General features: G+C 39.1%; 20 protein-coding genes. 1 reads left to right on the forward strand and 19 read right to left on the reverse strand.

The window, feature by feature from the left end:
* Positions 1-169: 169 nt before the first annotated feature.
* Both A3IA_RS0105265 and A3IA_RS0105270 read right to left on the reverse strand, forming a co-directional pair.
* Positions 170-853: a type I 3-dehydroquinate dehydratase gene (locus A3IA_RS0105265; RefSeq protein ID WP_018380277.1), complete on the reverse strand. Its 684-nt coding sequence runs from the start codon at positions 851-853 to the stop codon at positions 170-172.
* Entirely contained in the window at positions 853-2013 is a 1161-nt protein-coding gene (locus tag A3IA_RS0105270) for a class I SAM-dependent rRNA methyltransferase (protein ID WP_018380278.1), read from the reverse strand. Before A3IA_RS0105270 ends, A3IA_RS0105265 begins: the two co-directional genes overlap by 1 nt.
* Before the next feature lie 783 nt (positions 2014-2796).
* Between A3IA_RS0105270 and A3IA_RS0105280 the strand changes: the two genes are divergently transcribed.
* Entirely contained in the window at positions 2797-4929 is a 2133-nt protein-coding gene (locus A3IA_RS0105280; RefSeq protein WP_156802410.1) for an LTA synthase family protein, read from the forward strand.
* A gap of 908 nt (positions 4930-5837) precedes the next feature.
* On the opposite strand, the gene A3IA_RS0105290 is transcribed toward A3IA_RS0105280, so the two are convergent.
* The 17 genes from A3IA_RS0105290 to A3IA_RS0105370 all read right to left on the reverse strand — a co-directional run bounded on the left by A3IA_RS0105290 (position 5838) and on the right by A3IA_RS0105370 (position 21173).
* Positions 5838-6227, reverse strand: a complete 390-nt coding sequence (locus tag A3IA_RS0105290) for a hypothetical protein (protein ID WP_018380281.1) — start codon at positions 6225-6227, stop codon at positions 5838-5840.
* A 1-nt stretch (position 6228) separates the two neighbouring features.
* A complete protein-coding gene (locus tag A3IA_RS0105295) occupies positions 6229-6675 on the reverse strand; it encodes a cytidine deaminase family protein (RefSeq protein ID WP_026217568.1) in 447 nt (148 codons plus the stop codon).
* A 60-nt stretch (positions 6676-6735) separates the two neighbouring features.
* A complete protein-coding gene (gene pheT / locus A3IA_RS0105300; RefSeq protein ID WP_018380283.1) occupies positions 6736-9141 on the reverse strand; it encodes a phenylalanine--tRNA ligase subunit beta in 2406 nt (801 codons plus the stop codon).
* A 218-nt stretch (positions 9142-9359) separates the two neighbouring features.
* Entirely contained in the window at positions 9360-9884 is a 525-nt protein-coding gene (locus A3IA_RS0105305; protein WP_018380284.1) for a GNAT family N-acetyltransferase, read from the reverse strand.
* An 88-nt stretch (positions 9885-9972) separates the two neighbouring features.
* Positions 9973-11019 carry a phenylalanine--tRNA ligase subunit alpha gene (gene pheS, locus A3IA_RS0105310; protein ID WP_018380285.1) on the reverse strand — a complete coding sequence of 349 codons (1047 nt, stop codon included), beginning with the start codon at positions 11017-11019 and terminating at the stop codon, positions 9973-9975.
* Positions 11020-11481: 462 nt separating this feature from the next.
* Entirely contained in the window at positions 11482-12363 is an 882-nt protein-coding gene (locus tag A3IA_RS0105315) for a DNA/RNA non-specific endonuclease (protein ID WP_018380286.1), read from the reverse strand.
* Positions 12364-12396: 33 nt separating this feature from the next.
* The gene (locus tag A3IA_RS0105320) at positions 12397-12585 is read right to left on the reverse strand and encodes a DNA-directed RNA polymerase subunit beta (protein ID WP_018380287.1); all 189 of its coding nucleotides are present in this window, start codon (positions 12583-12585) and stop codon (positions 12397-12399) included.
* 1 nt (position 12586) lies between these two features.
* The gene (murA, locus tag A3IA_RS0105325) at positions 12587-13855 is read right to left on the reverse strand and encodes a UDP-N-acetylglucosamine 1-carboxyvinyltransferase (protein WP_018380288.1); all 1269 of its coding nucleotides are present in this window, start codon (positions 13853-13855) and stop codon (positions 12587-12589) included.
* A 42-nt stretch (positions 13856-13897) separates the two neighbouring features.
* The gene (locus A3IA_RS0105330; RefSeq protein ID WP_026217569.1) at positions 13898-14134 is read right to left on the reverse strand and encodes a DUF1146 family protein; all 237 of its coding nucleotides are present in this window, start codon (positions 14132-14134) and stop codon (positions 13898-13900) included.
* Between the two features lie 679 nt (positions 14135-14813).
* A complete protein-coding gene (locus tag A3IA_RS0105335; RefSeq protein WP_018380290.1) occupies positions 14814-15233 on the reverse strand; it encodes a F0F1 ATP synthase subunit epsilon in 420 nt (139 codons plus the stop codon).
* A gap of 12 nt (positions 15234-15245) precedes the next feature.
* The gene (gene atpD / locus A3IA_RS0105340) at positions 15246-16652 is read right to left on the reverse strand and encodes a F0F1 ATP synthase subunit beta (RefSeq protein WP_018380291.1); all 1407 of its coding nucleotides are present in this window, start codon (positions 16650-16652) and stop codon (positions 15246-15248) included.
* Between the two features lie 97 nt (positions 16653-16749).
* Positions 16750-17625 carry a F0F1 ATP synthase subunit gamma gene (locus tag A3IA_RS0105345; protein ID WP_018380292.1) on the reverse strand — a complete coding sequence of 292 codons (876 nt, stop codon included), beginning with the start codon at positions 17623-17625 and terminating at the stop codon, positions 16750-16752.
* 14 nt (positions 17626-17639) lie between these two features.
* A complete protein-coding gene (atpA, locus tag A3IA_RS0105350) occupies positions 17640-19145 on the reverse strand; it encodes a F0F1 ATP synthase subunit alpha (protein WP_018380293.1) in 1506 nt (501 codons plus the stop codon).
* A gap of 15 nt (positions 19146-19160) precedes the next feature.
* Complete coding sequence (locus A3IA_RS0105355) at positions 19161-19697, reverse strand: F0F1 ATP synthase subunit delta (RefSeq protein WP_018380294.1); 537 nt, start codon at positions 19695-19697, stop codon at positions 19161-19163.
* Positions 19697-20194, reverse strand: coding sequence for a F0F1 ATP synthase subunit B (gene atpF / locus A3IA_RS0105360; RefSeq protein WP_018380295.1), 498 nt, complete (start codon positions 20192-20194; stop codon positions 19697-19699). Before atpF ends, A3IA_RS0105355 begins: the two co-directional genes overlap by 1 nt.
* A gap of 16 nt (positions 20195-20210) precedes the next feature.
* Positions 20211-20924 carry a F0F1 ATP synthase subunit A gene (gene atpB / locus A3IA_RS0105365; RefSeq protein ID WP_018380296.1) on the reverse strand — a complete coding sequence of 238 codons (714 nt, stop codon included), beginning with the start codon at positions 20922-20924 and terminating at the stop codon, positions 20211-20213.
* A gap of 45 nt (positions 20925-20969) precedes the next feature.
* Positions 20970-21173, reverse strand: coding sequence for a F0F1 ATP synthase subunit C (locus A3IA_RS0105370; RefSeq protein WP_018380297.1), 204 nt, complete (start codon positions 21171-21173; stop codon positions 20970-20972).
* Positions 21174-21370: the final 197 nt, after the last annotated feature.

The following is a 21370-nucleotide window of genomic DNA, read 5'->3' on the forward strand; positions in this document are numbered from 1 at the left end:
TAGATAATAATTAAACGTTTAGAAACACTGGTATTTCAAGGTTTTTGATCGTTTCTTGTTTTTGACTACAAAGAAAAAAGATTAGAGTAAATATCCCATATGGACTTTGTCTCCAATCTGACTTTTGTTGTTATTATTTCTTAATTCAGACTTAGTGAGTCTACTCTTTTTAATCCTCTTCAAGGATCGTCATGATTCGTCTCATATCATGTAGTTTCAGCTGACCTGGTGCACTGGTATTTTCACAGTCCAAACTTGTGAAGCTCCACGATGAACCCGTCACATCACCTGAAATTCGAGAAAGTTTGCCGAGTTTCCCCATAGAAACAGTTGCGTATGTTTGCTCTGGATTCAAGGTTTTAAAACCACGTGTATAGTTCATCAAATCAAGAACTTCTTGCTCATTGTGAGGCATCACTGAAATTTTCACAACACGAGGTGCCAGAGTTGTTAATTCAGAAAAAATCTCCATCAAATTTTCCGGTGTTTCATGGAAGTTATGGTAGCTTAATGATAAATTCGGAAAACTTAACAACTGATCAAGGTGTGATTTGTAAGTAAAGTATTCAAAATCAATATAATCCGGATGGTAAAGAGCATCGACATCCTTCAAAAGAGAGATGTAATCTTCTGGACTAAGTTCAGCAAAGCCCCCCTCATTTACTGTTCGAATAGTAAAGAGAATCTCATAACCAGAAAACTTCTCAAAAATAGCTGGCGCCACTCTTAAAATATCATCTTTTTCTAAATAATCCGCACGCCATTCAATAATATCGGCGCCTTCATATTTTGAACTGTCAAGTTCTTTAACCTCATCGAGGTTCTTAGGAATAATTGGTACAACTATTTTCATTATCCAACCTTAATGGTAAATACTTTTAAGTAATTACTTCTTTCATCATTCTTATTTATTTTAAAATCACCAGGAAGTTGGTCTAGGGACAACACTTGATAGGCTTGTCCTTCGAACCCTTTAGCAATCTGTTTTTGAAATTGCTCAACACTTAGATTTGAAGCATTAGTAGACAAAATCAAAATACCATTTGGATTTAAAATATCAAGTGCCTTGTTGACTAAACGATGGTAGTCTTTTGAGACAGAAAAAGTTTGTTTCTTATTGCGGGCAAAGCTAGGCGGGTCAATCACAACCACATCGTAAGTCAAATCATGTCTTTTTGCATAGCGATAGTAATCAAAAACATCCATAACCATGAGTTTATGATTTGCCAGATCAAGACCATTCGCTTCAAAATGAGCCTTTGAAAGTTCTACAGAGCGCTTAGCCAAATCAACAGAAGTTGTTTCTATTGCTCCACCCATCGCTGCAGCGACAGAAAATGCTGCTGTGTAGGAGAAAAGATTCAAAACGGACTTGCCTGTTGCTAAACCGTCAACCAAGCGTCCTCTAATATCATGTTGGTCTAGAAAGATGCCCGTCATCAAGCCATCATTTAGAAAAACTTGGTATTTGACGTTATTTTCTAGCACTTCAAAGGTTTCAGGAGCTTCTTCTCCATAAAGATGTGCTGAGTGAGTTTCTGCACCTTTAAATCGGTATTTTTCATATGCTCCAACAAGCTCAGGGTAAACCGTTTTAAACGCTTCCACAACCATATCCTTTATACTGTAAACAAAAGCATTATACCATGAAAAGACGACAAAGTCACCATATCTGTCGACGGTAAAACCACCAAAACCGTCTCCTTCTTGATTAAACAATCGATAGGCTGTGGTACTTGGGTCATCAATGTAAGAAAGACGTGATTCTCTTGCCTTAGTAAATAAATTTTCAAAAAAAGCTTGAGTCAGTTCTGTGTCACCATCAGAGATGACCCAACCTAATCCCTTATTTTGTTCTGATAAGTAGGCAGTTACTGTAAATTGACCAGACTTAGACACCAACTGCACCAAACCAGCTTCTGCTTTGGCAGTGGATAAATCATCTTTTTCTAATAGAACAATTCCCTTTTTAAGTTTTTTCTCAACTTGTGTGCTTAGTCGAAGTTTTTCCATAAAGTCTATTATACCAAAATATCGTTCTTATGAATAGCCAGAGATAACGAGAATCATTCCATCAAGTTCTTGAGCTTCAAAAAGATTAAACTGTGTTAGCATTTTCATAGTGAACTCTTGCTATATAGTGACATTACACTACTCCGTACAGTCAAAGGAAATAACTTTCAGAACAAGGAACAAAAAAAGACGCGGGCAATACTTGATACTCAATGAAAATCAAAAGTAGACCCCGTTGACTTGATTTGATGAACTCCAGCTCTATCGGCATCGCCTAGTCTGCTTTTGATTTTCATTGAGCATGAGTAGAGCAAGTCGAAAGTGACCATGTATCAACCTTAATTCAAAAGACGATATAAGGCTTTGGCCTTGCCTTAAAGCTAATAAAAGGAACCACCGTTACCTATCGTGGGGATTTATAAAAGGGGATAGCCCCCTGAAAATTTGATAATTTAGCGGAAAGACGGAGAATCATTAGACTTCTAGAAGCATTGTTATTTCAATACTTCTATTTTTTTATTTTTGACTGCAAAAAAGATTGGAGAAAAATGTACAGAATGAACTTTTTTCAATCTGAAATCGTTACCTATCGTTTCGATTTTGCTTTTTGTGAACTTGGTAAAAAACGTTAGAACTAATCGAGACAGCAGGAACGATTCAACAGCTTCTATTTGTGACCTCTTTTTAATTTATGTTATAATGAAACTTGAGATTCTTTATTTAGGAAAATAAGCAAGGAACGAAACTGTTGTGAAAAAATTTATCAATACAATACTAACAGTGATGAGTACCCGCTTGGGGTTCGTCATTACTTTATTGTTTTTTTATTGGTTGAAAACCCTCTGGGCTTACAATATCGACTTTGTGCTTAACATTGAAAATTTTTACCAAATTTTTCTAACAATCATCAATCCGATTCCAGTTGGATTGCTTCTGATTGGTTTGGCACTCTACATTAAAAATACAAGATTATTTTACGCTATTACTTGGGTTATCTATTCACTATTGACAATCCTAGTCATTGCAAATGCCTTCTACTTCCGTGAATTCTCCGACTTTATTACGGTTTCTACAATGCTTGGAAGTAGTAAAGCGGCAGCTGGTTTAGGAGATTCCGCCCTTAATCTGGTTCGCATTACAGATCTCGGCTATGTGGTTGACTTCATCTTACTCGGCTATCTCTTTTTCAAAAAGAAAATCACTAGAGATGATCGTCCTTTCAATAAGAGAGCTAGCTTTGCCGTGACTGCCTTGTCGGGATTATTCTTCTCAGCCAATTTATTCTTAGCTGAGATTGACCGACCAGAACTTCTATCTCGTGGTTTCTCTAACTTTTATCTCGTCAGGGCACTTGGACTTCCAGCTTTCTCCGTCTACAGTGGTAATCAAGCTTACCAAGCAGAAAAAGAGCGTAGCGGAGCTACAGCGGAGGAACTAACTGCTGTCAAAGAGTATGTCAAAGAACAACAGACAGCTCCAAATCCTAATTATAACGGTATCGCCAAAGGGCGTAACGTTATTGTGATTCACTTAGAGAGCTTCCAACAGTTCTTGATTGACTACAAATTAAACGTTGATGGGCAAGAGCACGAGGTAACACCATTTATCAACTCACTTTACCATTCTAAAGAAACCTTTGCCTTTTCAAACTTCTTCCATCAGGTTAAGGCTGGTAAAACTTCTGATGCCGAGACACTCATGGAAAATTCTCTCTTTGGGTTAAATAGTGGGTCATTCATGGTTAACTATGGTGGCGATAATACACAGTTTGCTGCTCCTAATATTTTGAAACAAAATGGCAACTATGACAGTGCCGTTTTCCACGGGAACGTTGGTACCTTCTGGAACCGTAACAATGCATACAAACAATGGGGATACAATTACTTCTTCGATGAATCTTATTTCCAAAAATTGACCAAAGCCAACTCTTTCCAATACGGATTGAATGATAAGCATATGTTCTCAGATTCGATTAAGTATCTTGAGCATATGCAACAGCCTTTCTACACTAAATTCATCACTGTCACTAATCACTACCCCTACACCAGCTTAGCTGGCGAAGAGGGGGAAAAAGGATTTCCACTAGCCCAAACAGATGATGAAACCATCAACGGTTACTTCTCCACCGCTAACTATTTGGATTCTTCCTTGAAAGCCTTCTTTGACTACTTGAAAGCTACAGGTGTTTACGATAATTCTGTTATCGTGCTTTATGGAGATCACTACGGTATTTCTAATTCTCGTAACACAAGCCTTGCACCGCTACTCGGCAAAGACCCTGAAACTTGGTCAGAGTATGATAATGCTATGTTACAACGTGTTCCTTACATGATTCATATTCCTGGTATGGATAAAGGATTTATCAGCGACACATATGGTGGTGAAGTTGATAACCTGCCAACCCTACTTCCATTGCTTGGTATCGATACTTCAAATTATGTTCAGCTAGGTCAAAATCTCCTATCACCAGAGAATAAACAGACCGTTGCCTTCAGAACATCTGGTACTTATGTGACGCCTAAGTACACTAGCTACGATGGTAAGTTATATAATACGCAAACTGGCGAATTAATCACAAATCCAGATGAAACAACTATGGAAGAAAATCAAAAAATCCGTGAAGAAGTTGCCCTACAACTTAAGATGAGTGATGCCGTTCAAACTGGAGATTTGCTACGCTTTGACAAGGATAACAAGCTTAAGAAAGTTGATTCTGGTAAGGTTTCCTACATCGACTCATTGAAGACGATGAAGTCTATTGAGAAAAAACTGGGTGACAAATCGACCAGCATTTATAGCGAACATGGCAACAAGTCAACACAAGATTTCTTTAAAGCTCCAAGTTATATGCAGCTAAATCCAGAAGAAACGGATACGTCACCCTCATCAGCAAGTTCTAGTTCAGAAAAAAGCTGAAAAAGAATAATATAGTCCAAGGAATTAACTTTTAGATAAGGAACAGAAAAGACGCGGACAGTACTTAATTTTCATTAAGCATGAGTACGGCAAGTCGAAAGTGACCATATATCAAAGTTAAGTCAAAAGATTATACAATTTCAAATGTAGTGACCCAAAAGGTTAAACTTTATTAGCGAGATAGTTTCGGCTACTCGCTATTTTTTATGCAGTTTTTATAGTTATCTGAAATAAGAGGGGATAAAAAGATTCTCATCTTACACTCATCCAAAATCAAAAACTAACTTTCTGTAACCATTGTCTGTTGACGGTGGTTTTTAATACTCTTAAAAAATCAAAAGCAGACCTTATTAACATGATTTGATAAACTTTAGTTCTATCTGTATCGGCGTTGCCTAGTTTGTTTTTGATTTTCATTGAGTATTAAAAATTCTTTACTATCTACTTCTATGGGGTTGATAAGACTATAAAAAACGAACAAGATGTTGTTCTGTTAGACAGAATTCTATCTTGTTCGTTTTTTTATATTTTTTTGTCAGACTTTTGTCCTAGACACCTCAACTTATTCCAGTATAGCCAAAGCAATTAACTTTCAGACAAGGAACTGGGACGCAGAGAGTACTTGAGTACGGCAAGTCGAAAGTAGTGACGGAACAAAGTTAGGTCAAAAGATATAAAATCAAATTGACACAGTGCTTGATTGTCTTGACGTTAACTTTTTCAGCTCCAAAGGTAAGATCATCACCCATGCGGGGAAGGGGAATAAAATCATCTGTCAGGATATTTTAGCCTAGAAACCAGAGAGTGAAGTCTATTTTTTCTCTGTTAGAGTGCTTTCCCACTCCCATGCATTATCGCTCAGTATTTCTGGGAGTAACCACACTTGTAGATAGTCTAAGTAACTAAGGTTAAAATTGGATGTCATGATTTTCCACCAAGCTGATATTGTAAGTCAAGTCGTCTCGAAGAATTCTTTTAACACGACATTGTTCATCTATATAGGCTAAAATTTCTCCAATTATCTTATCATCTAAGCTACGATCAATACCTATAAGCACCTTGAAGTTACCCTCATCATAAGACGAATCAACTAGACTGGCAACTACTGTTTCTTGATGAAAACGAGCAAAATATCCTTGAACACACATGGTCACACATGAAGCTAGTGCAATATTAACTAAGCTCATCGGCGTCTCACCATCTTTAGGGAAACCAAAGAGCTCAATAGGAGCACCGTAGCCTTCTGATACTGAATGATAAAGCTTATCGCCTTTTACTTTAGTTTGGTAATTTGCCATGCTAATGATCCTCTCGATTTTCTTCCCACTGCACTTGTCTTTCAGTTCCCCACCACAAGGGCATTAGTTCCTCTAAAGTCACTATCTCTCTTGTCTCAAAATCAACCATGATTTCGGTGTTACTATTTTCTAAAGAACACTGCATTAAAAATTCTCTACATGCGCCACATGGCATCCCACTTGAGCCACCATAGGGCGGCTTGTCACGAAAGGCCAAAATACGTTTGGCGATGACCTGTCCTGATTCTTGGTACATGTTAAACATCGCTGCCCGTTCAGCACATAAATGAAAAACACCTGAAGCTGCTTCTAGACAAAAACCAGTGTAAATTTTGCCATCTGCTCCTTCTATCGCCGCAACGACATGATTGGCATAGACAAAGTCAGATAATTCTCTTGGTTTGTATAAGTCCTTGGCAGATTCATATAGTTTATCCCAAATGTCCATATCCATCAACCACTTTCTATTAGTTATATAGAAGTCATCTTTATCCTATAGTTGTAGTTACTATCGAATTTCTGCACCAACATTTTCAGTTAGAGCTTTTGTGATTTTGTTCATGTACTTAGCCACTTCTTCATCCGTTAGATTATCGTTAGGATTTTGGAAAGTAAGGTTGTAAGCCATAGATTTCTTACCAGTTTCAATGTTACTACCGGCATAAACGTCAAAGAGTTTGATAGCTGTTAGGCGTTTAACACCAGCGTTCTCAATAGCATCAACAATTTCTTGATGGCTTGTTTCTTGGTTCAATAGCAAAGCAATATCTCGAGAAACGGCAGGGTATTTTGTGATGTCTTTAAAGACTAAATCGTTTGTCAATGCTGCTTCAATAGCCGTCAAATTAAGCTCTGCTACATAAGTTTCTGGAATATCAAAATCTTTAGCAGTCTGTGGATGCACCTGCCCAACAAAACCAAGTTTTTCATCATTCAAGACGACGGCTGCTGTACGACCCGGGTGCATATTAGCCATGTTTTTCTCTGCCACATAGGTCACATCCAAATCAAGATGCGCAAAAATAACTTCAATGATTCCTTTGGCATAGAAAAAATCTACCGGAGTCGCTGCTGTTTGGAAATCTTTCTCCGCAACAAGACCAGTCAAGGTCATGGCAAAGGTGTTAACTTCATTTGGAAGTTCTTCTTGTGGATTTCCAGGTTGTTCAAAAACTTTACCGATTTCATAAAGTGCAAGATTTTTGTTCTTACGAGCCACGTTATAAGCAACAATATCTAGCATACCTGATGTCATGTTTTGACGAAGGGCAGAGCGTTCCACAGTCATTGGCCACATGAGTTCTGTCAAATGGCTAGGATTGGCATTGAATGCTGTCGCTTTTTCAGGCGTTGTCAAAGCGTAGGAAATCACTTCTGTTAAGCCAGCTCCTTCTGCCAATGTCTTCACTTTGCGGCGCAATTTCTGAGTAGCCGTCAAGGCACCTGCAGTACCAGCCGCTTCTGGAAGAGTTGTTGGTAATTTGTCATAGCCATAGATACGGGCAATTTCTTCAACCAAATCAGCTTGGATGCTGATGTCCCAACGGCGACGAGGAACTGCTACAGTGAATTTTTCTGCTGACCCTGATAAACCAAAACCAAGTTTAGCAAAGACATTTTCAATATCTGAATATGACAATTCCGTTCCCAAGCGAACATTGACATAGTCCAAACTTGTTGAAACTTCAACTGAATCAGTTGGTACAGAACCCGCCTGAACACGACCCGCTAAGACTGTACCATTGGCTAATTCTTCAAGCATGGCTGCTGCAAAATCAAGTGCTTCGGTCACAGTCTCAAAGTTGATTCCTTTTTCAAAACGAGATGAACTCTCGGAACGGAGATTTAAACGAGCTGATGTCTTACGGATGGACTTCCCATCAAAAACAGCCGCTTCTAGAACAACAGTCTTAGAAGAATTGTCAATCTCAGTATCTTTACCACCCATAACACCAGCAAGGGCAACTGGTTTATCAGCCACTGTGATAACAATGTCATCAGCTGTCAATTCACGTTCTTCACCATCAAGAGTCACTAATTTTTCACCAGCACGCGCATCGCGAGCAACGATTTGGTTAGCTTGGAACTTATCCAAGTCAAAGGCGTGCATGGGTTGTCCAAAGTAGAGAAGAATATAGTTGGTAACATCAACTACATTGTTGATTGGACGGATTCCTGCATTCATGAGGAGATTTTGCAACCACTGTGGACTTGGTGCCACTGTTACGTTTTCAACCACACGGCTGGCGTAAGTCATGACCTTGTCAGATGTGATGGCTACATCGATGACATCTTTAGTTGCTTTAGAAGTTTCGGTCACTGATTTCTCTGGAAAAGTCACACTTTTACCATAAATGGCAGCCACTTCATGGGCAACACCACGCATTGAAAGGGCGTCAGCGCGGTTTGGTGTGATAGAAAGTTCGATGATTTCATCGTCTAGATCCAGATATGGAAAAATGCTATCGCCTGGAACTGCATCTTCTGGGAGAATTTGAATACCATCCGAAAATTCTTTTGGAATAATGGATTCAGGTAAGCCCAACTCTTGAAGCGAACAAATCATTCCAAGAGATTCCATCCCACGGATTTTTCCTTTTTTAATCTTGTAATTATCCGCAATACGTGCACCCGGTACAGCCACAATAACTTTGATCCCTGCGGTAACATTTGGCGCACCACAGACGATTTGACGCGGTTCATCGTCTCCTGTATCCACTTGGCATAGGTGCAAGTGTGTTTCTGGAACATCTTCACATGTGAGGACATGCCCAACCACTAATTTTGACAGACCTTCAGCAGGCGTTTCTACGCCTTCAACCTCAATACCTGTCGTTGACATTTTTTCAGCTAATTCAGAAGATGGCACATCGATGTCCACCAATTCCTTAAGCCATTTATAAGAAACTAACATAATTAAGCTATTTTGGGACTCTTTTTTCAACAATTCTTTGAGAATTCATCTGCCTAACTTCTTGACATTAAGCAGACGAGTTTGCCAAAAGATGGAATCCCTTGCTCGGTTAAATCTAACCAAACATTCCTTTCGTTTTTGATTTTAACATTGAAGATTTATAGAAAGCTTTTCCTATCTGCTTCAAATTTCATGTTATTGTCACCTTAACCAGCGACTTATTTCAATCGTTTTCTTAACAACCAATCCGTATCAACCTTGTTTTCAGACACAACAAAATCATGCTCTGCGAACTTTTCAAAACCATATTTAGCATAGAATTTTTGAGCCTTGAAATTATGCTCCCAGACACCTAACCAGACCCACTCGAAGTCAGCTGCTTTAGCCATATCCAAAGCCAGTTCGAACAATGTTTTTCCCAAACCATAACCTTGAAAAGCTTTGAGAATGTAAATGCGTTGGATTTCAAACGCATTATCCAACTCCTGCTCCGTCTGCTGTGAACCCCAGTTGACCTTGAGATAACCAGCTAGCTCGTCATCAACATAAACAAAGCGGTGGTCAGATTCATCAGATGATAACTCTGCTTTTAAGACGTCGGGATGATAATCCTTATTGAAAAAGGCTTGTAATTGTTCTTCTGTCGTATCGTGCCCAAAGGTTTCTCTATAGGTATCCATCGCAAGTTGACGAAGAGTGTCTACTTGATGGGGTAAGATTGGTTCTATTTTAATATTAGACATAGCCACTTCCTTTACTTAACTACGGCTCTATTAGAAAGCTAAGTAGGCTTTCTTCTGTATCAATCATTTCTTAAAAATATCGATACGTTTAGCTTTTAAATTGTTCAGAGAAACGCGCATCCCCTTGGTAGAAACCACGAATATCATTGATACCATAACGAAGCATGGCTACACGCTCTTGACCCAAACCAAAGGCAAAACCAGAATATTTCTCTGAATCAACCCCAGACATTTCAAGAACACTTGGGTGAACCATACCGGCACCAAGAATTTCAATCCAACCCGTTTTCTTACAAACGTTACAACCTTCACCACCACACTTGAAGCAAGAAACATCAACCTCAACAGATGGCTCTGTAAATGGAAAGTATGATGGGCGAAGACGAATCTTTCGGTCAGCACCAAACATCTTTTGACTGATTAATTCAAGCGTTCCTTTGAGGTCAGCCATTGAAATATTTTCCCCAACAACAAGTCCTTCAATTTGATGAAACTGGTGTGAGTGAGTAGCATCATCTGTATCGCGACGGAAAACTCGTCCTGGAGAGATCATTTTAAGTGGCCCTTGACTGAAGTCATGAGCATCCATCGTACGTGCTTGAACTGGACTAGTGTGCGTACGAAGCAAGATTTCTTCTGTAATATAGAAAGTATCTTGCATATCACGGGCGGGGTGATCTTTTGGCAAATTCATGCGTTCAAAGTTGTAGTAATCTTTCTCAACTTCGTAACCATCCACAACTTGATACCCCATACCGATGAAAATATCTTCAATTTCCTCGCTGGTTTGTGTCAAGACATGGCGGTTGCCAAGTGACATTTGGCGACCGGGTAGGGTAACATCAAGGCTTTCCGACTCAAGTTGTGCCTTTATTTTGGCTGCTTGAACGATTTCAGCTTGTTCTTCAAAAGCTTTTGTCAAGACATCACGAACTTCGTTGACTTGTTTACCCACGACAGGTTTCAAGTCATTTGATAAATCCTTAAGCCCTTTAAGTAACTCCGTCAAAGAGCCTTTTTTCCCAAGAACTTGCACACGCAAGTCCTGTAATTCTTTTGAATGTTCTCCATTCAATTCTTTCAATCTAGCCTGCGTTGAGTTTTTCAACTCTTCTAATTTAGCTTGTAAATCCATAAGTTAAGATACTTCGAGCTTTCGATAGTAAGGGATAAACGAGTCCACTATGAGACCGCTTCACCCTCACCTTTTGAGCTCTTGTTCAATTGCAGTCACTCAATGACTGTAACCAAATCTTCCTTTCATCAGTAATTAAGTGGTTAAATGAATCCTTACTTAAGGCAATCTTCCAATACAAAAAACGTGCCAAAACTCCCTTAACGGAGCGTTGACACGCGGTACCATCCGATTTTTATCTACCTTGGTAGACCTTAATTCTATTGTCCTTAATATGAGTGAATTCGTCCTATTTCACTTTAGAAGAGTTCCAGTCGTGCTCTTCATTCCCTGGCAAGTTTCCTAAGATTACTAGTCTCACAGACACGTATTCAATTACTAACAGTGTATCAAAAAACTGGCGCTTAAACAAGTACCAGTCTCTGAATCAATCACTAAATATCATTTGAAAGTGATAATGCCTTAGTTATTAACAGTCACTTGACCATTAGCATAGTTAAGGGTAATACCCGATTGAACATTGGGTACAAAAACATTAAATTCTAAACTACCATCACTAGATTTTGCCTCAAGATGTGACCCTGATGCCAAAATATTATCGCCATCGTAAACAAGGGTTACACGGTAACGAACGCGTTTATTATTATCAAGAGCACGACGAATTTGTGTCTCATAATAATTTTGACCAGTCGAACGACTATTTCTAGCTTGATTTGACCAAGCTGTTTGAACGGCAATGTTTTTAGGGTTACTTGCTGAAGGGTCAAAGCCATCAATATTTCCCGCGAGCGCATAACCAATCAAATGACCTCTATCAATAGCATGATCATATCCACCAGGCAAATCATGAACCTGATGCCAACCAGCTGGTGTCCACGAGGTCGAACCATTTCCTGTTGACTCACGGTCGCGATACTGACGGCTGTGTTTGGAAAGCATAGCATTGGCTACTGTTGGCACAACCTCGCCTTGAACTCGCTTTACCTTATTATCAACATAGGGCACACTAGATACACTGGCATCCAGATTTGTTTTATTATCATTAATAATAAAAGCACCAGCCCCATTCCACTTGATATTGGAACCCAATGACCTTTTGACAGAGGCAGTCAAAACTGATTGTGCCAGTTCTTGACTTGGTGTAAACTCACTTGTACTTGATCCATTAGAGCGTGCCTTCTCCTGATGTGACGAATTCGTGACAACTTGCGCCAACTGTTTCAAAGGATTATTGTCAGGGAGTTTATCATTTCCCGCAACAAGTGCTAAAACTAAGGTGACAATTACAGCCAGAATAGAAATGACTGATTTAGACGATTTTTTTGAACAATAAGGTTTAGCCATACGACTCCATTTCATGAAAAAAGTAGGACAAGCCTACTTTATCTTAAATTTGGCAATCAATTCTTGCCATTTATCCAGTGAGAGAATTGAGAAGGCATCCTTACCATCACCAATAACACCGTAACCAATGACCAACCCCAGCGCTAAGAATAGTAAGCATAAGGCTACAACGACAATGATAAATAAATACTGTCTCAAAACATATAAAATACGTTGTTTCATCTTAATCCTCTGAAATACGACGAATATTAGCACCTAAGTTAGCCAATTTAGTGTGGAATTGATAATAACCACGGTCCAGATGACTTAATTTCCCAACAGTTGTTGTCCCATCAGCAATCATCCCTGTCAAAATAAGGGCTGCACTAGCACGAAGGTCAGTTGACATGACAGGTGCTCCTTGAAGTTCTTGTCCACCATGAATCAAGGCTGTGTCTCGAAGAATTTCAGAATGAAGTCCCATACGACGCATTTCTTCTAAGTGCTGGAAACGATTCTCAAAAACCGTCTCAATCATTGTAGACTCACCCTTAACAGTTGCCATAAGAGCAGTGAACTGAGCCTGCATATCTGTAGGGAAACCTGGATGTGGCAATGTTTTAACCGTCACTGGTTTCAATTTAGAAACATCTGATTTAACACGAATACCGGCTGCTTCTTCAGTTACTTCGACACCCATCTCCATCAATTTTGCTAAAAGCGGACGGTTATGCTCCCAAACAGCATCTTTAACTAAAACATCTCCAGAAGTCATCGCTGCAGCAACCATAAAAGTACCAGCTTCAATGCGATCCTGAACCACCTGATGTTCTGCACCATGTAGCTTCTCAACTCCTTTGATGGTTAAAACTTCAGTACCAGCCCCTTTAATGTGAGCGCCCATTTTATCCAGAAGAAGAGCCAAGTCAACAATTTCAGGTTCACGGGCAGCATTCTCAATTACGGTTGTACCTTCAGCTAGTGTAGCAGCCATCATCAAATTTTGAGTAGCTCCAACTGAAGGGAAATCCATGTAAATGCGGGCTCCATGAAGTTTACCAGTCGCCGTAATATCACCAGCTGTCTGAGTGATTTTAGCCCCCATGGCTTCAAGGCCTTTTAAATGAAGGTCAATTGGACGACTACCAATCGTACAACCACCGGGCATAGACACTTTAGCATGTCCACTACGAGCGAGAATCGGTCCCAAAACAACGATTGATGCACGCATTTGACTAACGTATTCATAAGGTGCTTCGTCCAAAATATCACCTTGAGCATCAACGACGACAGTGTTTTTTTCCTCATCAAAATCCACTGCAACATCCAAACCTCTAACAACATTGTTCATTGTGAACACATCTGAAAGAATGGGAACATTTGTTAAAGTTGTTATTCCTTCAGTTGGTAAGATTGTTGCAGCCAAAAGTGGAAGGACAGCATTTTTAGCTCCCTCAATTGTCACTTCACCTTGAAGACGGGTTTGACCACCTTCGATAATAATTTTATCCATGTTTACTCCAAAGTATTGTTCATAATCATTCAATACCAAAATCTAATTTAAAATAGTTGCAAAAGCTTGACTTAAGGTAATTATTTCAAGAACAAATCGGCTGGCTAAATAACCTAAAACCAAACTCAACAAGACGACTAAAAGCCTGACTTGCCCCAAATTATCTTGATTAATTTTTAGAATTTTTGACCAATCAACTAGATGCGTTAAAAGACGGAAAAAAATACCTATAAACACCATATGGCTCAACAAAGCCAGAGACTCCATTACAACTTGCATAAGACTATTATACCAGTTTTTTATAAATTACCAAAAAAGAAAATCTTTACCAACATTCTCAAAGAAAATCCAATAGCAATCCTTGTCAATTAAACAATATAGCCTTTTGAATTAACTTTGATACACCATCACTTTCAACTTGCCCTACTCATACTCTTCGAAAATCCAAAGTAGGCGTTACTTGATTTGATGAAGACAGTTCTATCTGCTATCTATGTCGCCTAGTCTACTTTTGATTTTCATTGAGTACTAAGAAGAACTTTGCACATCTTAGTTCCTTGTTCTGAAAGGTAATTCGTTTGACTATAAGACACCTATTCACTTCATTGCCATTAAAAAAAGATACAAGGAAATCTTGTTCCCAAAAATAAGACTAGGTATCTGTCTTTTGGAGGAGAAGAGAAACGCTATTGAAGTTTATTTTCCGACTAGACTGACAAATCTTTTCAGATTTTATGAGACACATAAAAAGATTCAATGGAACTTTCAAAGTATACCCAAACCCTTGAAACTTTGATAATTTTGAAAATTTTGCAGAGACAGATGATAGTCAAACTATTAACAAGACTGTGATTTCAACATTTTCGGGAGTTTTTTGCTTTTGACCAGAAAGAAAAAAGATTGAAGAAATTGTCCAAAATAGACTGTTTCTTCAACCTCAAAGACCCAATGGACCTTTTTATTTATTCCCAACGTTAATACGGTTAATGGCACGCTCCAAGGCAACTTGTGCACGACGGACTTGGTCTGCGCTGTGTGGTTTTGCTTGCGCTTCTTCCAGTTCACGCTCGGCACGGACTTTAGCGCGCTTGGCACGATCTAAATCAATCTCACGTTTTCGTTCAGCCGAATTGGCTATAATCGTAATCTGATTATTTTTTACTTCGATAATGCCACCATTAACAGCCACCCAATTAATCGTTTGCTCTTGGTCCACACGATAAACTTTCATTTCATGAACAGTTAAGGGGGAAATGATATTAACGTGATCAGGTAAAATCCCCATCTCGCCATCTGGTGTCCCAACAACAACCATGCTAGCTCGATGAGCATATTTAATACCATCAGGTGTGACTACTTGAACTGTCATTTCTGCCATGTGATCACCTCATTAGTAACCCATCTTTTTAGCTTTTTCGATAACATCCTCAATTGGACCTACTGAGCGGAAAGCATCTTCTGGAAGGTTATCATATTTACCTTCAAGAATTTCCTTAAAGCCTCGAACAGTTTCGGCAACTGGAACATACGAACCTGGAAGACCGGTAAATTGCTCAGCAACGTTAAAGTTTTGTGAAAGGAAGAATTGAATACGACGAGCACGACCGACAAGAGTCTTTTCATCTTCTGACAATTCATCCATACCTAGAATAGCAATAATGTCTTGTAACTCACGGTAACGTTGTAGAACACGTTGAACTTCAGTTGCTACAGCGTAATGCTCTTCACCAACAATCTCTGGAGAAAGGGCGCGCGAACTTGATGCAAGAGGATCAACGGCTGGGTAAATACCCATTTGTGTCAACTTACGTTCCAAGTTGGTTGTTGAATCCAAGTGAGCGAAAGCTGTCGCTGGAGCTGGGTCAGTATAGTCATCGGCTGGCACATAGATAGCTTGGATTGACGTAACAGAACCCTTTTTAGTTGAAGTAATACGTTCTTGTAATTGACCCATTTCAGTTGCCAAGGTTGGTTGATAACCAACGGCTGATGGCATCCGTCCAAGAAGAGCTGAAACTTCAGAACCCGCTTGAGTGAAACGGAAAATATTATCAATAAAGAGAAGAACGTCCTGACCTTCAACATCACGGAAATATTCGGCGATGGTCAAACCAGTAAGTGCAACACGCATACGCGCTCCAGGTGGTTCATTCATCTGCCCAAATACCATGGCTGTTTTTTCGATAACGCCTGATTCTTTCATCTCCCAGTAAAGGTCATTACCTTCACGTGTACGCTCACCAACACCGGTAAATACTGAAATACCACCATGCTCTTGGGCAATGTTATGAATCAACTCTTGGATAAGAACGGTCTTACCAACTCCGGCACCTCCGAAAAGCCCAACTTTACCACCTTTTAAGTAAGGGGCAAGAAGGTCGATAACTTTAATCCCTGTCTCAAGGATTTCTGTTGATGTTGATAATTCATCAAAAGTTGGGGCACTCTTATGAATTGGATGACGTTCTGCATCTTCTGCAAATGGTTCTTCAAGGTCGATAGCATCACCAAGCACGTTGAAGACACGTCCAAGCGTTTCTTTACCAACTGGTACACTAATCGCACGACCAGTATCAAGAACTTCCAAGCCACGTGTTAAACCATCGGTTGATTCCATGGCAATAGTACGAACGAGACCTTCACCGAGTTCAAGAGCTACTTCCAGAACGATTTTTTGTTTTTTCTCATTGTCTTTATAAACAACAAGTGCATTATTTATCTCAGGTAGAGGTTCATTAGTGTTAAATGCAACGTCAACAACTGGACCGATAACCTGAGCAATTTTGCCTGAGCTCATGTATTTCTCCTTTTTAGATTTTTAGGATTACTCCTACGTAGAGCGACATCATTGAAACGAATGTCGTTCTATATTTTGAGTCACGTGATTACAATCACTACTCAAGGGCGCTAGCACCCGCTACAATTTCTGTAATTTCTTGTGTGATTTCTGCCTGACGAGCACGATTATATTGGATTGTTAAATCATTAATAACATTTTTGGCATTATCAGTCGCTGTTTGCATAGCACTCATACCTGCTGCATGTTCTGCTGTTTTAGCATCAACAATAGCCCCGTAAATTAAACTTTCAGTGTACTGAGGCAATAGTTGATCCAAAATAGCTTCACGATTTGGTTCCAACTCAAATGATGCTCCACCTTCACTGGCTTCGTTCGCATCTAATTCAGTAATTGGCAACATTTGTTGCATACGTACTTGGCTAGTCAAACTGTTAACATGGTGATTATAGCAGACATAAAGTTCGTCAAAAAGCTCATTTTTATACATTTCAACAGATTTTGAAATAATACGAGCTACTTCTTCAAAACTTGGTTGGTCTTCTAAACCACGTAGTTCAAAGGCAACATCAATACCACGGGCTTTAAAAAAGTCTGCTCCCATCCCACCGATAGCAATGATTTCAAAATCATTTCCATCTGGATGGTACTCACCGATAGTATCCATCATCGATTTCAAGATAGTAGAATTGTAACCACCTACTAATCCTTTATCAGATGTAATCACAATATAGCCTGTTTTTTTAACAGGACGAGAAATCAACATTGGATTTGACGAACCTGATAATAATTCAGCCTTCATCAAATCAGTTGTGATTTGACGAACCTTACTAGCATAAACTTGGAAATCTTTAGCTGCTTGTTCAGACTTCGTCAACTTTGCAGCAGAAACCATTTGCATGGCTCCTGTAATTTGACTGGTCTTTTTAGTAGAAGCTATTTTCCCTTTGATTTCGCTAAGAGAACCTGCCATAATGCTTCCTCCTCTTAGTTAAATTGTGATTGATCTTTAAACTCTTGAATAGCAGCATCTAGCACTGATTCTTCAGGTAGATCCTTAGTATTTCGAATCGTTTCAAAGATTTCTCCATGATGAGCGTCAAAGTATGAATATAGAGACTCTTCAAATCGTAAGATATCTTCAACTGGAACATTATCCAAGAAACCATGTGTCAATGCGTAAAGAATCAAGACTTGTTTTTCAACAGGAAGTGGTTTGTGGAGTGGCTGTTTCAAGACTTCAACCGTACGACGTCCACGGTTCAATTTAGCCTGAGTAGCCGCATCCAAATCAGATCCAAATTGTGTAAAGGCTTCAAGCTCACGATAAGATGCTAAGTCCAAACGTAGGGTACCTGCAACCTTTTTCATCGCCTTAATCTGAGCAGAACCACCAACACGTGACACTGATGAACCAGCATCGATGGCTGGACGGATACCTGAGTTAAAGAGGTCTTCTTGCAAGAAGATTTGTCCATCAGTGATTGAGATAACATTTGTCGCGATGTAGGCTGAAATATCTCCAGCTTGTGTTTCGATAAATGGAAGAGCGGTAATTGACCCACCACCTAAAGCATCTGAAACCTTAGCCGAACGTTCAAGAAGACGTGAGTGAAGGTAGAAAACATCCCCTGGGTATGCCTCACGTCCTGGAGGACGACGAAGAAGAAGGGAAAGTTCACGGTAAGCTACGGCTTGTTTTGACAAATCATCATAAACAATAAGAACGTGTTTGGCATTGTACATAAACTCTTCACCCATTGCAACGCCCGCATAAGGAGCAATGTAGAGCAATGGAGATGGTTGTGATGCAGAAGCTGTTACAACGATTGTGTAATCAAGCGCACCATAACGACGAAGTGTTTCTACTTGTGTCCGAACAGTTGATTCTTTTTGACCGATAGCTACATAGATACAAATCATGTCTTGACCTTTTTGGTTCAAGATAGCATCGATAGCAACAGATGTCTTACCTGTTTGACGGTCACCGATAATCAGTTCACGTTGTCCACGTCCAATTGGAACAAGAGCATCAATGGCTTTAAGACCTGTTTGGAGAGGTTCAGAAACCGATTTACGATCCATAACACCAGGTGCTGCTGCTTCTACTGGACGCGTTTTGCTTGTCTTTATATCCCCAAGCCCATCTACTGGGATTCCTAGAGGATTAACAACACGACCAATCAATTCTTCACCAACAGGAACTTCCATGATTTTTCCTGTACGTTTAACCACATCACCTTCACGAATTGTGCTGAAATCACCGAGGACGATGATACCGATGTCGTTTGACTCTAGGTTTTGAGCCATACCGAAAGCACCGTTAGAAAATTCGAGAAGTTCACCACTCATGGCATTATCCAATCCACGAGCACGTGCGATACCGTCACCAACATAAGTAACGCTACCAGTTTCTGTGACGTCAAAATTTGGCTGGAAGTTTTCAATTTGCTTTTTAATTAAAGCGCTAATTTCTTGTGCATTAATTGCCAAATGTCACACCACTTTCTATTTCAAATTCATTTTTAATTGCTGAAGTTGCGATTTGATACTTGTATCAATAATCTTGTTATTCGCTTTCAAAATAAAGCCACCAATCAACTCTGGATTGATAACTTCCTTTACTTGACCAACTGAAATGGCAAATTTTCTTTCAGCTACTGCTTTCAATCGATTTTTTTGTTCATCTGAAAGGGAATCAGCAACCTGAATTTCCAATGAAAATTCATTAGAGGCCACTGATAGTTTTTCCATAGCTGAAGACAAAATTGCTTCTAAAAATGCCTCACGCTCATTTTGTTTAATCACTTCTAAAAAGTTATTAACAAAAATGTGACTGCCTTCTTGAAGTTGACTAACGAGAGCTGCTTTTTCACTTTGGCTAATGCCTTCATGAGAGAGCGAACTAGCCAAGTCAGTTGATTGAAAAATCTTTAAAAGAGCTGTCAAATCTTCTCTAATTTCATGAATAAGATTATGTTCTACCGCAACATCAACTAAGCTTTTTGAGTAATTCTCAACTAAAGTTAATGTTTTTTTATCCATTACGCATCTCCTAATTGATCAAGGTAGTTGTCAATCAGTTTGCTTTGTGCTGCTTTATCAAGTTCTTTAGTCATGATTTTCTCAGCCAATAAAACTGTTAAGTCAGCCACATCGTCTTTAACTCCAGCAAATGCTTCTGCTTTGCTTTGAGCAATATCAGCCTCTGCTTTATCTTTAAGACGTCCTGCTGTTTCACGAGCTTCTGCAACGATTTGCGTTTCTTGTTTTTTACCAGTCTCTTTTGCTGATTCGATGATTTCAGATGCTTCTGTACGAGCTCCTGCCAATTCTTCTTGACGTTGTTGTGCTAATTTCTCAGCTTGCTCACGTGCCACTTCTGCACTATCAATATCATCAGCAATTTTCTTCTCACGAGCATCAAAAATACTTGTCAATTGTTCCCATGCAAATAGTTTCAACAGAACAAGCAAGAGTACAAATGACCCTGTCACGATAATAAAATTACCAAGACTAGTACTATTAATAAATGTAGACATCGTCATGCTTCCTTTCTTATTCTTCTGTTGTTACTACTTTTTTACCAATATATGTTGATGCTAATAAGACAAAAACATAGGCTTGAATAGCAGAAATAAAGATTGAAAATGCTGTCCAGGCAAGATTTAATAAAAAAGCAATTGGTGCTGTAAAAATGCTTAAGTTTGCAAAGGTCACCAAGAGTGATAAGACCACTTCACCTGAAAAGATATTACCATACAAACGAAGAGCAAGTGACGCAACATTGGTCAACTCCTCTAAGATGTTCATTGGCAACATTGCAGGCGTTGGCGCTAAATACCCTTTTAAGTACCCTTTAAAACCATTTTTTCTAACACCTTCAACATGGACAATTGTAGCAACGATTAAGGATAAGCTAAAGTCAACAACAATATTTGATGTTGGTGATGTCCAGAAATTATAATCACCAGCATTCAGTTTTGTCACTAAACCGATATTATTAGCGATTAAAATGAACAAGAATAGGGCAAATGCAAACAAAGTATAATTTGAGGTATACTTTCCAACATTTGGTCGGATTAAATCCTGAACAAATTCATATGTCCACTCTAAAACATTTTGCTTACCTTTTGGTTTTAATGTCATGCTACGACTTGCCCAAAAGACACTAAGAAAGATTATGAGAACAGTTAAGAGACACATCGCAAGAATAGTTAAATCGAAGTCAAGTCCTAAAAAACTTGCTGTCGGATTAGTTGATTCTCCCAATTTGGTCCCTCCTTCTTCTAATCAATTTCACTGATACTTATATTGTTATTTTCCAACGATGTATGTGAAAGCAAAAAGAACGAAGAAAGTACCCTCGATAAAGGCAATACCTGTAAACATTAATGTTTGCAATTTGCTAAACATTTCTGGCTGACGTGCTGCAGATTTTGCAATGTTAGCAACGAGGATACCCTCACCGATACTTACTCCCATAACTGCGAGACCAAGTGCCAAGATTTGTAAATTCATAGTAGAATTCTCCTTTAAAATTTTTTACCCTGTTATTTTAGTCCTATTTTATAGTGATGTCAATGAAAATCCGTCTTGTTAGCGCTTCCTCATAGGATTCTTAAACCAACTTTGACCTTTGTCTGACCTATAAAACAAGTTTTCTTCTTATTTAAATACTTACTATCTCATACGTAAAAGAAAGTCAGACTCTCCTA

This window comes from Streptococcus thoraltensis DSM 12221 (assembly GCF_000380145.1).
In the GTDB taxonomy this organism is placed as follows: Bacteria; Bacillota; Bacilli; order Lactobacillales; family Streptococcaceae; genus Streptococcus; species Streptococcus thoraltensis.